At 58.0% G+C, this 12,622-nt stretch carries 12 protein-coding genes; all 12 read right to left on the bottom strand.

Annotated elements, in window-relative coordinates:
* Positions 1 to 230: 230 nt before the first annotated feature.
* The 12 genes from ACQZ5Y_RS18835 to ACQZ5Y_RS18780 all read right to left on the bottom strand — a co-directional run bounded on the left by ACQZ5Y_RS18835 (position 231) and on the right by ACQZ5Y_RS18780 (position 12,350).
* Positions 231 to 1,271 carry an ABC transporter substrate-binding protein gene (locus ACQZ5Y_RS18835; protein WP_003517684.1) on the bottom strand — a complete coding sequence of 347 codons (1,041 nt, stop codon included), beginning with the start codon at positions 1,269 to 1,271 and terminating at the stop codon, positions 231 to 233.
* Positions 1,272 to 1,333: 62 nt separating this feature from the next.
* Positions 1,334 to 1,999: an RraA family protein gene (locus ACQZ5Y_RS18830; protein ID WP_038493653.1), complete on the bottom strand. Its 666-nt coding sequence runs from the start codon at positions 1,997 to 1,999 to the stop codon at positions 1,334 to 1,336.
* Positions 2,000 to 2,014: 15 nt separating this feature from the next.
* Positions 2,015 to 2,797, bottom strand: a complete 783-nt coding sequence (locus ACQZ5Y_RS18825) for a carbon-nitrogen hydrolase family protein (protein WP_236762986.1) — start codon at positions 2,795 to 2,797, stop codon at positions 2,015 to 2,017.
* A 147-nt stretch (positions 2,798 to 2,944) separates the two neighbouring features.
* On the bottom strand, positions 2,945 to 3,853 hold the full coding sequence (locus tag ACQZ5Y_RS18820; protein WP_003517687.1) for a LysR family transcriptional regulator: 909 nt from the start codon (positions 3,851 to 3,853) through the stop codon (positions 2,945 to 2,947).
* Positions 3,854 to 4,271: 418 nt separating this feature from the next.
* Complete coding sequence (locus ACQZ5Y_RS18815) at positions 4,272 to 4,613, bottom strand: cupin domain-containing protein (RefSeq protein WP_212509374.1); 342 nt, start codon at positions 4,611 to 4,613, stop codon at positions 4,272 to 4,274.
* Between the two features lie 59 nt (positions 4,614 to 4,672).
* Positions 4,673 to 5,998 carry an NAD(P)/FAD-dependent oxidoreductase gene (locus ACQZ5Y_RS18810; protein ID WP_111800422.1) on the bottom strand — a complete coding sequence of 442 codons (1,326 nt, stop codon included), beginning with the start codon at positions 5,996 to 5,998 and terminating at the stop codon, positions 4,673 to 4,675.
* A 12-nt stretch (positions 5,999 to 6,010) separates the two neighbouring features.
* Positions 6,011 to 6,901, bottom strand: coding sequence for an ABC transporter permease (locus ACQZ5Y_RS18805; RefSeq protein WP_174059953.1), 891 nt, complete (start codon positions 6,899 to 6,901; stop codon positions 6,011 to 6,013).
* A 42-nt stretch (positions 6,902 to 6,943) separates the two neighbouring features.
* Positions 6,944 to 7,894, bottom strand: coding sequence for an ABC transporter permease (locus tag ACQZ5Y_RS18800; RefSeq protein ID WP_013761327.1), 951 nt, complete (start codon positions 7,892 to 7,894; stop codon positions 6,944 to 6,946).
* A 125-nt stretch (positions 7,895 to 8,019) separates the two neighbouring features.
* Positions 8,020 to 9,681 (bottom strand): peptide ABC transporter substrate-binding protein, encoded by a 1,662-nt coding sequence (locus ACQZ5Y_RS18795; protein ID WP_174059954.1) that lies wholly within the window; start codon positions 9,679 to 9,681, stop codon positions 8,020 to 8,022.
* Positions 9,682 to 9,821: 140 nt separating this feature from the next.
* A complete protein-coding gene (locus tag ACQZ5Y_RS18790; protein ID WP_174059955.1) occupies positions 9,822 to 11,153 on the bottom strand; it encodes an NAD(P)/FAD-dependent oxidoreductase in 1,332 nt (443 codons plus the stop codon).
* Position 11,154: 1 nt separating this feature from the next.
* Positions 11,155 to 11,865, bottom strand: coding sequence for an SDR family NAD(P)-dependent oxidoreductase (locus ACQZ5Y_RS18785; protein ID WP_019566403.1), 711 nt, complete (start codon positions 11,863 to 11,865; stop codon positions 11,155 to 11,157).
* Positions 11,865 to 12,350 carry a MarR family winged helix-turn-helix transcriptional regulator gene (locus tag ACQZ5Y_RS18780; RefSeq protein WP_035200544.1) on the bottom strand — a complete coding sequence of 162 codons (486 nt, stop codon included), beginning with the start codon at positions 12,348 to 12,350 and terminating at the stop codon, positions 11,865 to 11,867. Before ACQZ5Y_RS18780 ends, ACQZ5Y_RS18785 begins: the two co-directional genes overlap by 1 nt.
* Positions 12,351 to 12,622 lie beyond the last annotated feature (272 nt).

Raw genomic sequence — 12,622 nt, 5'->3', positions numbered from 1 at the left:
ATGCCTTGGCCCTTGATCTACGCAAGCGCGGCGAAAATTCGCTGCGCCGTTTCGCGGTGCCCCCCGATGCAGGCCTTGGGGGCCGCTCGGCATGCATGTCCGCGTCGGCTCCCACCTCTTCCGCCCCAGCGCCGACAGAGGAGATGATCCGAGGGTTTTGGTGTGCTGCTTCCGCGACTGCCATGGGAGCCGCGGAAGTCCTTTCTTTTTTTGCGCTCTGCGCAGAAGTCTCAACGGCTGAGGGGAATGACCTTGCGGCGCCAGTCCTGCGTAATCTGGTCACGGACCTTCGAGAGGCCAATCCAATCCACCGGGATGACCTTGTCCATCGCCTTGACGACCGTGCGCTCACTCACATCGGCAGAGACAGAGGACTTGGAATTGGTCGGCGCATAATACATGGCGGCGGTAAAGGCAGCCTGGGCTTCCGGGCTCAGCGCATAATCAACGAACTTGCGCGCAGCCTCGGATGACGGACCACCCTTGACGAGGTTGAGCGTGTTGATCTGGAGGATCGTGCCTTCCTTCGGAAGAACCACCTTCATCTTGCCTTTGGAACCGTCAGCATTCACCTGGCTGCGGGCGTTCCAGCCCACGCCTAGCGAAACCTGGCCGTTGACAACGTTCGGATAGACTTCCGGCTTCGGCTCCCAGGTCTGCACATTCGGAGCAACTTCAGCCATCGCATTGATGCCGGCATCGATGTTCTTGATGAAATCAGTGCCGCCATTCATATGGTCCATGATGATGGTGGTACCGATACCGACGATATCGGGGGCGCTCAGCATGGCGACTTTACCCTTGAGGGCGCTATCCTTCAGAGCGTTCCAGCTGTCGGGAGCCGTCTTGATGGCATCGGTATTGTAGATGAGCACGAGATTGTCGAACGTTACGCCAACCCCGGCCACGCCTTCGAAGCGGGCATTAGGATAGAGGTCGGCGACATTCTTGGTTACGCTTTCGTCGATCTTGTCAAACAGACCTTCGTCCGTACCTGTTTTGGCGACAGAGACATCCATCAGAGCGATATCGGACTGCGGCGCAGCCTTCTGGGCGCGCAGCGAGCCGAGCATTGCAGCAGAGCCCTGCTGCGGGAAATATTCGATCTTGATATCAGGGTTAGCCGCCATGAAAGGTTCGATGACCGCCTTGGTGTAACGCTCCTGGAAAAGGCCGCTATAGCCGAGGAACGTCACGGTCTGCTGGGCGTGCGCCGGCAGAGCGGCCGCGCCGAGCATGAGAATCCCACTCAGAAGTATTGTTTTCTTCATTGTCCTGTTCTCCTCTATTGTTATTTGGAGTGGCGGACTGATCCGCCACCCATAAGACGATGTCAGGCGCTCAGCTTGGCCTGAACGAGCTTGTTGGCGCCAGAAATGTCCGGCAATTTCTCACCGTTGCGCAGGCGCTCCAGAAGCACGAGTTCGGCTTCCTGCATGCCGATGGCGCGTTCAGCCATGGCTCGAGCCTGGCTTGGATGAAGAGCGACAACACCGCTTTCATCGCACAGGATCGCATCGCCCGGATTGATCACCTGGCCGCCGACGCTGATCGGAACGTTGATCGCGCCTTCGAGGCCGAGGATCTTGGTGGTGATGGGCGAAGGACCACGGCACCACATCGGCATGTCGACCTTGGCGAACTCCGAGAAGTCGGTCGCCGGGCCATCAACGACCCCGGCCTTAACGCCGGCCATCTTCATGGTGTTGGTGATGACACCGCCCCAGCAGGCGTGACGGGTATCGCCGCAACGGTCGATGAGGACGATATCCCCGGGACGCACGAACTGCGACAGATAGTGGAGCATGGTCGAATCCGCATTGGGGATGCGCAGCGTGACGGCAGTGCCTGCCACACGTTTGCCCGGAAGGACGGCGCGGATTTCAGGATCGACGAAGCCGGAGTGAAGCACGTGACCGATCGTTGCGACTTCGACCTTCTCAAGAAGCTCGATGATGTCGGCACCGATCTGTTCGGGCATGGGGTTGGCGATAAACATTGAGTCTTTCTCCGATCAGAGAACGTGGTGGTTCGCCACCGGTACGTTGGCGCGCACCTTGGCCGAATAGTCGAAGTCAAGGACGGCACCGGCCGTTCCAACGCTGTCGGAGCATTGGGCGACGATGTGGCCCCACGGATCGATGACCATGGAATGCCCCCAGCATGCCTTCTTGCCACCCGCATGGGTGCCGATCTGGCCGACGGCCAGAAAGTAGGTCTGGGTTTCGACGGCACGGGCGCGCGCCAGAACTTCCCAATGGTCCTTGCCTGTCATCAGGGTGAAGGCCGCTGGCAGAACGATGACGTCTGCACCCTTGTCCCGCAGGGCGCGAAACAGTTCAGGGAAGCGAATATCATAGCAGATGCCACAACCGACCGTCTTGTCGCCAACCTTGTAGATCACCACTTCTTCGCCACGGGCAACGGAGTCGGATTCGCGGTAGCTGATGCCGTTTGGCGTATCGACGTCGAACAGGTGCATCTTGCGGTAACGCGCGATCTGTTTGCCATCCGGCCCGAAAACGAGCGTCGAATTGTAAAAGCGATTGCCTTCCTTCTCGACGATGGAGCCGGCATGCAGCGTGATCGCGTGCTTCTTGGCCAGCCCCGAGAGCAGCGTGTAAATCTCGCCGTCAGGGAATTCCTCCCCGCTCTCATGCATCTCCTGGGGATTATCTCCAAGAAATGCGAAGTATTCCGGAAGAACAACAAGGTCAGGATTATCCGCCTTGACTGCCTTCTCAATAAGATCGGCAGCAACCTTAAGGTTTTCTGCCTTGTCATTCTGGGTATTCATTTGAACAAGTGAGACTTTCACGTTGCTCTCCTCTCATGTTGCGAGGAGAATTAAGAACGGGAACTGTTTTCATTACAAACGGAAAAACTCTATCGAAACCCATAAGGTAAGCTTATAGATTAATCATTTTGCGCTGCAGCGCAAAATTTAGGCGGCAGCCGTCATCCATTGCGTGGTGGTTTCACTGACGATTTCCGTCGCCATATCGGCAATGGCCCGGGCAATCGCGTTGTCGCCACGCTCCTGATAAACGGTGTGAAATGTGAGGGGCGGTACTGACGGACTAATGTCGAGAATACGCGCCTCACCGGATTTGATGATGCCGTCCACCAGCACACGCGGCAAAGCGCCCACCCCAACGGCCGCGGCCACAAGGCGGGTCATGATCGACAGCGAATTGGAATTATAGATGCGGCTGTCGGACAACCCGTGAGAATCGAGCAACGCGCGCAACGCCTGATGTGGCTGCGAGCCTGTCGAGAAGGTAAGTAACGGAAAATGCGCGATATCTTCGAGTGTGACGCCCGTTTCCGGCAGCGGCAATTCAACCGCGCCAACCCAACAGGACTCGAACGTACAGAGCGGTGAATTGTAGATATTTGCAGCCATGATCGGCCCCATGATGAAACCGACATCCACCTCACCGTTTTGAATGCGCTGGGATAGTTTCAGGCTGGTGTCGATGGTCAGATCCAGACTGACGCCGGGGTAACGTTCGTTCATGCGGCGGATGAGCAGCGGCAACCAAGCATAGACGATCGTGTCGGCAGCACCGATTCGCACTGTGCCTCTCAGCGCCTCCCGGCTACTCACGATCTGTCGGAACTCACCGGTCAGATTGACGATCTTTTCGGCATGCTGCAGCGCCAGACGACCAGCAGGTGTCAAGTTGACGCAGCGCACATCGCGCGTGAAAAGCACGACGCCAAGCTCCCTTTCGAGGGCGGCAATTCGGTTGGACACCGACGCCTGGGTGGTATTCAACCGTTCCGCGGCCGCCGAAAAGCTGTTCAGTCGTGCAGCCCAGAGGAAAGTTTCGAGAAATCGCGTATTCATGAGGTAAAATCTTCCCGCATGGCTCCGCGAGCCGGCACTAACGTCGCTGGCTCGTCTTGCCCTTGGTCCTTTGTGGTTCGAGTGCAAGTATGTCCGATGCACGCCCCCATAAGCAAGGGATCAACGCCCTGGCCCTGGCACCGCTTTTTCGCACCGGCTGGGGCTGGGAAAAGGGATGACGGTCACAAGGATGTTTCAAATGAGTGGCCTGTTTTGCACCAGCTGCTTCCCAAACCATTGAACGCAAACAGGGCTCTGCGTCTCCTCGGAGCCCTGTTTCTTTAAATCTTTGATTGTCGGGCCATCAGCGTTGCACCGGATCGCTGTGACGAACGACAGATCGGCGAGACCTAAATCCTCGTGCCGCGAATACAGGACACAGCCCGCCTTAAGTCTGCAGGCACCCCTCCCCCAAACCTCACGGCTTCGGGATGACAGTTGCGAGCTTGCGGAACGGCGACAGGATTTCGAGGCGGCTTGGCACGCCCTTGGCGATGCTGATAATCGATCCGGGACCGATCTTCACCGGGTCGGCTTCGGCCTGCGAATACATTGCCTCACCCTCAACGACGACAAAAGTTTCCTCGAGGTCACGACCCGGATAGTTGTAGATGCCGGGCTCGGCCTTCCAGACTGCGACGATCGTGCCATTTTCGATCTGGTCCTGCCATATCTGGCGACGATACGAACCACCTTCACGGCCTTCGGCGGGCATGGCCGGAACAAGATCCACGTCATCGGAAATGTTGAAAATCGGCATTGTCACGGGAATTCTCCTTGCTTTGTCAATGTTGGCGCGGACCTTGTGGCCGCGCCGGTTCAGGCATGGGGTGGCAGTTCCGCCCCAGCTAGTTTCGTGGATATGTTGTCGCGCAGCCGGTAGTAACGCAGCGCCATTGCGGGTGCGAAACCCATAAAGAAGGGAGCTGCCTTCAGTGGTTCCAGCTTCAGGGCAAGCTCGTTCTCCGGCTTGCCAAGCGCCCATTCCGAAAGAATGGAACCGAGCATCGAGCCGGTCGGCACACCACGGCCCGAAAGACCGGTCAAAGCCACAACGCCCGGCGCCAGACCATAAAACCGCGGTACGGTGCGATATTGCATATCGAGTTCGCCGAACCAGAAATACTCCCAGCGGATCTCTTCCCGGAGCTTTGGATGCAGCCATTTGAGCCGTTCGCTCATGACCTGTCTCGTATAGGCCATGTCGTGGCCGCGGCGTCCCATGGGAAACATCGATGCGACGATCCGGCCTTCGGCATTGTATTTGTAGACGTAGATATCGCCGCGACCATCATGAATGGTTGTGTTCTGCGGCAGGACGGTCCGGCGGGTCTCTTCGGACAAAATTTGCGTGGCGGCCACGAACACGCGTTGAATCTTGAACGTCCGATCCAGCTTGGGCCAACCACCCACCGTATAGGCGCCAGTGGTAAAGATCACTTTCGACGCGACCACTTCTCCGCGATCGGTCTTGACCTTCCAGCCTCCGGTTATGTCGCGTTCGCAACCCGTCACCGCCGAGCCGGTAAATATCTTTCCGCGCTCCTGGATGACAGCACGGCCGAGACCGCGGGCGTAACCGAGCGGATTGAGGTGACCTGCCTCTTCGTGCAGCCAGCCGCCGTCGAAACGCGGACTGCCGGTGACCGCTTCCACCTCGTCACGGTCGAGCAGCCGGGTTTTCGCGCCCACCGCATTATAGGTCTCGACCTTGCGCCTGATCTCATCCATGGCGCCCTTATGCGGTGCGCCCATCACATAACCGTTCTGTACCCATTCGCAGTCGATCTGATAGTCGCGGATCATGCTCGATACGCGGTCATTCGCCCGCGTCTGCCGTTCGATCAGCCGTTCCGCCCAGGGCTCACCCAGCATCCTGCGCAGCTCGGGCAGGCTATAATGGGTAAAGGTCGGGGTGCAATGTCCGGCATTGCGGCCCGAACCGCCGAAGCCGATTTCCTGCCGCTCCAGAAGCACGACATTGATGCCGGTTTTCGCCAACTCCAATGCGGTCGTCAGACCGGTATAACCCGCGCCGACGACGCAGACATCGGCCCGCACGCGACCCGAAAGAGGCTCCGTATGCGGTGCTGAAGCTGCGGTCGCATACCACAGTGTCACGTCAAAGGGTGAGAACGAAACCATCTACCGACACCCTCAGTTCAGGTCGCTGCGCGCATCGAGCGCATCACGAAGCCCATCACCGATGAAATTGAAGCTGGTGACGGCAAGCGTGATGGCGACGCCCGGCACGATGGCGAGCCAGGGCGCCTTGTCGAGATATTGCTGGGCTCCATTCAACATATTGCCCCAGCTCGGCAGCGGCGGCTGAATGCCATAACCGAGAAAGCTGATATAGGCTTCCAGAAGGATGGCACGCGCAACCGTCAGGGTCGCGGCAACGATGATGGGGCCGACAGCATTCGGCAGCAGTTCCCGGAACATGATCCAGCCATTGGGCAGGCCCAGCATACGGGCTGCCATGACGAAGTCGCGTTCGCGCAGAGACTGCACTTCCGCTTCAACCAGACGGGCAATTTCCATCCAGCTCGTGACGGCAATGATAACCGTGATCATGAACGGGCTCGGCTTGACGAAAGCAGCCAGAGCGAGAAGCAGGAAAATACTCGGGAAAGACAGAAAGGCATCGACGAAACGCATCAGTATCGCGCGGATGCGCCCGCCATAATAACCGGCAACGACACCGATGATGGTGCCGATCAGTGTCGACAGCACCATGGCGAAAAACCCGACCAGCAGTGAAATGCGGCCGGCATTGAAAAGGCGCGCGGCTATGTCGCGTCCGAGCGGATCGGTGCCGAAAATATGGTAACCGGTCATCGGCGGGGCAAAACGGGCGCGCAGATCGATGAACAATTCATCGTAAGGCAAGAGATAGGGCCCGACCACGCAGGCGAAAATCATGACGGTGATCATGATGAGGCCGAGCACAGCAAGCTTGTGGCGGGCGAAACGGCGCAGCGTGCGGTTCTGCCACCAGTGAAACCGCGGTGCGGCCTGCGAGGGATGGAGGGTTGCAGCGGACATGGTCTTTCCTTCGATTGAGTGCGGCGTTTCGTCGATCCGGCTCTATCCGAGCCGGATGCGGGGATCGACGAGAGCAACCATGAGGTCAGCGAGCAGGCTTCCGATGAGTACGAGGATTGCGGAAAACATCAGAAGCCCCATCACGACGGGGTAGTCGTGATAACCAAGGCTATCGAGGAACAGGCGGCCCATGCCGGGCCAGGTAAAGACCGTCTCCGTGACAAGCGCGCCGCCGAGAATCGTCGGGAGCTGGAGACCGGCAAGGGTAATCATTGGCAGAAGTGCATTGCCGACGACGTGTTTCATCAGAACCCGGCGCGGGGTCAGCCCCTTGGCGCGGGCGGTGCGGACAAAATCCTGATTGATGACGTCAAGCGTCGCAGTCCGCATGTAGCGGCTCCAGACGGCGATGTTGACGAGGGCAAGTACCAGGCTCGGCATGATCAGGTGAATTGCATAGTCATAAAAAGACTGATCGCCGATCGTATACATGTTGCCCGCCGGTAGCCATTTCAGCCTGAGCGCGAAAACATAGATGGCCACCAGCCCGAACCAGAAGGTGGGAATTGAAAGCGCCACCATGGCCCCGACCGTGGCGGTGTAATCGAACAGCGTGTAACGTTTGGTCGCCCCCTTGATACCGATCCAGGTGCCGACAAGGATGGATACGACGGTTGATGAGACCATCAACAGCAGGGTCGCAAACAAATGCCCGGAGATGATATCGAGAACCGGACGCTGGTCGCGATAGGATTTCCCCCAATCGCCTTGCAGCAGGCGCCAGGCCCATTCGAGATATTGCACCGGCAAGGGTCGATCAAGACCCATCTGGTGGGCGATGCGATCAAGCGCCTCCCGCGTCATGCCGGGCGTCAGGGCAAATTGCGACAATGGCCCGCCAGGCGCGAGGTTGAGGATGGCAAAACCGATGATCGAGACAAGCAGCAGAAGTACGAGGCTCTGCCATATCCGATGGAGAAGAAAGGTCAGCATGATGAGACTCCAGGTCGCATCGTGGAACTGGCTAGCAACCATCCACGAATAGCCGTCAGAGTGCCGGCTGCTTCAGAGCCGGCACTTCACATGGATCGGGCATAAAGCCCTGTCTGCGGCAGGCTTTACGCCAGACGCCAGGTCGCAACGTTCCAGGTATCGATGCGGTTATTGACGTTTGGCTTCACGTTTTCGACGCCCTGCTTGTGACCACGCACCGTTGCGTACTGGAACAGCGGCAACAGCGGCAGTTCCTTGCGCATGATCTCCTGGATCTTCAGGTAGACGGCCTTGCGCTCCTCCGGCACGAAGAGACTGCCGCCCTTGGCCAGAAGATCATCGACGTCCTTGTTGACGAACTGCCAGGTATTCTGGCCCGAGCCGCCTTTTGCAGCACTCGACGTCGAGCGGAAGAAGTCGGAGGTATCGGGATCCGGGCCGGTCAGGAAGTCGAGCCCGACGATAACCGAATCGAACTTCGACAGCATCCAGTAGTCACCCCACATGACAGCTGGCGGCAGGTTCGAAATGGTCATCTCCACGCCGATATCCTTGAAGGATTGCTGCATGTATTGCTGAACCTGTTCGCGGATGTGATTGCCCGCTGTCGTGGAGCAGGTGAAGGCGAGCTTCACGCCATCCTTGGCGCGAATGCCGTCCGCCCCGGGCGCCCAGCCCGCATCGTCGAGCAGCTTTTTAGCTTTCTCGATGGAATATTCATGCTTGGGAAGATCCGGATTGTAATAGAAAGACTGCTGCGGAACGTAGCTTTCGGTGGGTGTGGGCAAACCGTAATAAAGTGCCTCGATGATCGACTGTTTGTCGATCGCCGCATAAAGCGCCTCTCTTACCGCCGGCTCCTTGAACTGTGGACGTTCCATGTTGAACGAGAGGGATTCAATCGTCGAGCCCGGCACGACGTTGACCACCTTGCCGGCGAGTTCCTTGGCCTCGTCATAATGGTCGGGTGTGATCCATTGCAGGCCCACCACGTCTATGTCGCCGGTCTTGAACTGGGTGTACATCACATTCAGGTCGGGTACGTATTTGTAGACCAGACGCTCTATATGCGGGCCATCACCAAAATACTCGGTATTGGCGTCGAGCAGAATGTAGTCACCCGCAACCCGCTCCTTCCATTTGAATGCGCCCGTTCCGACCGGCGCGTTGTTATAGGCGGCGGTATTGCGGTCAGCTTCCGCACCTAGGAGGTGCTTCGGCGTAATAAATGTGGAAGCAAGGATCGAGGGATAGGGCGCGAATGGCTTTTCCATCTTCCAGGTAATTTCCGTCGGCGAAACCACGGTCAAATCCCTTACGAATTCGTGCCCGGTCTTGCGCCATGAACGGAAGTTGGGATCGACCAGAAGTTCAAGCGTGAACTTCACGTCTTCAGCGGTGAACGGCTTGCCGTCGTGCCATTTGACGTCGTCACGCAGCTTGACCTTCCAGTTGAGACCATCGGCGGAAATGCCGCCGTTTTCGACCGTCGGCACTTCGGCGGCGAGAGCTGCCACGAAGGCACCTTTCTCGTCGACATAAAACAGCGGGTCGAAGATGCTGAAATGGATGCCTTCGTCTACTTCAATATGCGGCATATGTGGATTGAACACGGTAGGCTCCTGCGAGAAGCCGACCGTGAGCTGGCCTTTGGCGGCCTTGTCCTGCGCCATGGCGCGGGAAAAACCCGGAAGACCGGAAAGGACGACGCCGGATGCGCCGAGCGCCAAAAGGCCGAGTGCCTGGCGGCGGGTGGTATTGATAAGCGGCTTGTTCTGGTCGGACATTTTTTAGTTCCCCTTGATCCGATGGTTGAACACGACGATTATTTTTGCTTCCGCCTCTTTGGGCGGTACTACTCCCATCAGCAGTTGCCTGCCTCATGCGTCAAAAGGATCGGCGGCACCTGACCGCCGGGCTTCTCATTTCAAAAGCCGCTGACCAGCTCGATCTTCGAGCCGTCGCTGAAGCGGCTGAAACGGAAATCGCGACGATCGACAATCGGATTGCGGCCTGTGACGATATCAGCCATGAGTTTTCCAGCCGCCGGGCCGATGCCGAAGCCATGGCCGGAAAAGCCGGTTGCAACATGAAAGCCCGGAATGGCGTCGATATTGTCGATGACCGGAATAGCGTCGGGCGTCACATCGATCATGCCCGCCCAGCGCTGCGAAATTTCGGCCTTTTCGAAAACGGGGAAGGCCTTCTTCAGCTTGGCAAAGGCGCCGTCCGTCATGTCCATCGCCGGAACGGGATCGAGCACGCGATTATATTCGAAGGGCGAAGCCTCATCGAGCGCCCAGCGGCGCGGAATGCGCCATTCATCGTAAAAGCGGCCAGTCAGGCGCAGGTCGAGCGAGCGCCACTCATGCCGCAGAGCCGGCAGGAATTTCAGTGCATAACGGAAAGATGCGGGCACGATGTCGACGATGTTTTGGAAGCCGTTCGCGATCGTATATCCGCCGTCGAGGCGCTTGCGGATCGCAAAACCGTTCGACCAGATTGCCTCTTCCGGGCCGCCTTCCAGCGGCTTTGTGCGCAGCACGGAATTCATGACCTTGAGCTGCGGCAGATCGAGACCGTTGTTGCCGAGAAACAGGCTGGACCACGCGCCACCCGCCATGACCGCCGCCTTGCAGGCAATTTCACCGCGCTCTGTCACGACACCAGACACCTTGCCGCCGGAAAGCTGCAGACCGCGCACGGCGCATTCGGTCAGGATGAAGACGCCGCGGTCGCGGGCAGCTTCCGCAATGGCAGGCGCGGCGCGCTGCGGCTCGGCCCGGCAATCACCGGCAGTATAGAGCGCACCGGCGACATCCATGTTGGAATGAGGATATTTCGCCTTGAATTCCTTTGCACTCAGCATGCGGCTTTCAATCTGGTAGCCTTCCAGATTGCGGTTCCAGCGTTCGTGCTCGGAAAATTCCTTTTCGTTTGCGCATGTAAAGACGATGCCGGAACGCTTGAAACCAGTCTCCCGCCCTGTACGACGATTGAGATCCGCCCAGATGCGCAGCGATTCTGCCATCAAGGGCACCTCGCGTGGGTCGCGGCGGGAAATGCGCACCCAGCCCCAGTTGCGGCTCGACTGCTCGTGGCCGATACCGCCCTTTTCGCAAAGCGCAACACGCAGCCCCTGATCGACGAGTTCAAGCGCGGTGGAGGTGCCGATAATGCCGCCGCCAATGACGACGACATCGACTTCTTTCGGCAATTCCGCATCGCCATGGACGGGAACGACATAAGGACCGGGCATGTCAAAAAAACTCCTCAAGCTGGCAATTGATGGCGAATTCGGCGACGGAAGCCTCATTCGGTAAGGACAGCAGCATGGCAATGATGCGGGCAAGATCGGCGGGCTGGGTCATTTGATCCGCCGGCCGTTCGGATAAGGCGGTCGCCATATCGGTCGCAACGAAACCGGGGCATACGGCTGTCGCGCGCACGCCGCTTTCGAAGCCCGCCTGTCGGATGGCATGCGCAAGCGCGACCGCCGCGAATTTGGAGAGAGAATAGCTACCGGCAGATGCGGACTTCACCCGCTTGCCAGAGAGGGAAGCGAGGATGATGACCCGGCCACGACCGCTCTCGCTCAACGCCTCCCAGGCGGCTTTAACCAGCCTTCTCGGTGCCTTGACGTTGACCGCAAGCATGGCGTCGATGTCTTCGTCATCTGCTTCGATCACTGTCTTCGGTATCATGATGCCGGCATTGGCCACGACAGCATCGATACGACCGAAATGCTGATGCGCTTCATCGGCCCAGCGCTTCTCCGCACTCGCATCATTTGCGTCATAATGGGCAAGATGGACCTGTCCCTCGTGACCCACAGCCCATTGCGGCAGCGACGGGCTGCGCATACCAAGCGATACCGACCAGCCTTCGCCAAGAAGAGTAGCAGCGATATGGTCGCCTATACCCCGACTTGCACCGGATATGAGAGCAACGCGTTTTGTCGTTCGTTCCATCATGCTAGCCCCACAATATGGCGGTAGGCGCGACGCAAAATGTCGATAACCTGCTTCTGCTCGTGTTCCGGGATGAAGCTGAAGAAATCGCGCGATTGCTGCGGAACGATCTCCCGGATTTTCGTTGCAAGCGCCGCTCCGGCTTCGGTGATGTAAAGCTCCTGGGCGCGGCTGTCCTCCTGCGACACTTCCCGGCGTATCAGATCGTGCGACACCATCTGGTCGATGATCCTGCCCATTGCAGACCGGTCCCGCATCGTCAGATGAGCTATCACTGAAGGACGGATACCCGGGTAGTCATCGACGAGCAGCAGGGTCGTGATCTTTCCAGTTCCCTTCGCCACATCCAGCCCGTCCAGCCGGGCATCGAGATCGCGCGATACGGCAAGGTTGATCGTGCGGATGTAAAAGCTCAGCGTGTCTTCAAGCACGTCGAGATTGATATCAGTTGGCGATGTCGGCGGGTTTTCAGTTGGTTTGGACATGGAGTTTCCGTTCGAATGGTCAAAGATCGACATTGGCGCACACGCTTTCCCGGCGTGCCGCAGTGCAGGTTTTCGGCCATGTCGTATGTCAGTTTCGTGACTGAATGAAAGGATAATTAGTAGACAAACGCAACTACTTTTTATTCCTGAAATCATATTTTTATTATTTAAATCATATATTTAAAAGGAAAACCTCTCGCGCCGCCGGATCCACGATAATCCGGCGGTGCAATCGGTCTTTGATGTCGCGCGATGCAAAGTCTGACGAGATG

This window comes from Agrobacterium sp. A3-95, from assembly GCF_053521785.1.
The sequence above is the reverse complement of the archived record's forward strand: the minus strand, read 5'-3'. Positions and strand labels throughout refer to the sequence as shown.

What these genes read in the sequence shown, in the direction of transcription:
- ACQZ5Y_RS18815 (WP_212509374.1), bottom strand. Translation starts at nt 4,613, where the DNA reads ATGCCGATTTTCAACATTTCCGATGACGTGGATCTTGTTCCGGCCATG.
- ACQZ5Y_RS18830 (WP_038493653.1), bottom strand. Translation starts at nt 1,999, where the DNA reads ATGTTTATCGCCAACCCCATGCCCGAACAGATCGGTGCCGACATCATC.
- ACQZ5Y_RS18835 (WP_003517684.1), bottom strand. Translation starts at nt 1,271, where the DNA reads ATGAAGAAAACAATACTTCTGAGTGGGATTCTCATGCTCGGCGCGGCC.
- ACQZ5Y_RS18825 (WP_236762986.1), bottom strand. Translation starts at nt 2,797, where the DNA reads ATGAATACCCAGAATGACAAGGCAGAAAACCTTAAGGTTGCTGCCGAT.
- ACQZ5Y_RS18785 (WP_019566403.1), bottom strand. Translation starts at nt 11,865, where the DNA reads ATGGAACGAACGACAAAACGCGTTGCTCTCATATCCGGTGCAAGTCGG.
- ACQZ5Y_RS18780 (WP_035200544.1), bottom strand. Translation starts at nt 12,350, where the DNA reads ATGTCCAAACCAACTGAAAACCCGCCGACATCGCCAACTGATATCAAT.
- ACQZ5Y_RS18790 (WP_174059955.1), bottom strand. Translation starts at nt 11,153, where the DNA reads ATGCCCGGTCCTTATGTCGTTCCCGTCCATGGCGATGCGGAATTGCCG.
- ACQZ5Y_RS18805 (WP_174059953.1), bottom strand. Translation starts at nt 6,901, where the DNA reads ATGTCCGCTGCAACCCTCCATCCCTCGCAGGCCGCACCGCGGTTTCAC.
- ACQZ5Y_RS18795 (WP_174059954.1), bottom strand. Translation starts at nt 9,681, where the DNA reads ATGTCCGACCAGAACAAGCCGCTTATCAATACCACCCGCCGCCAGGCA.
- ACQZ5Y_RS18800 (WP_013761327.1), bottom strand. Translation starts at nt 7,894, where the DNA reads ATGCTGACCTTTCTTCTCCATCGGATATGGCAGAGCCTCGTACTTCTG.
- ACQZ5Y_RS18820 (WP_003517687.1), bottom strand. Translation starts at nt 3,853, where the DNA reads ATGAATACGCGATTTCTCGAAACTTTCCTCTGGGCTGCACGACTGAAC.
- ACQZ5Y_RS18810 (WP_111800422.1), bottom strand. Translation starts at nt 5,998, where the DNA reads ATGGTTTCGTTCTCACCCTTTGACGTGACACTGTGGTATGCGACCGCA.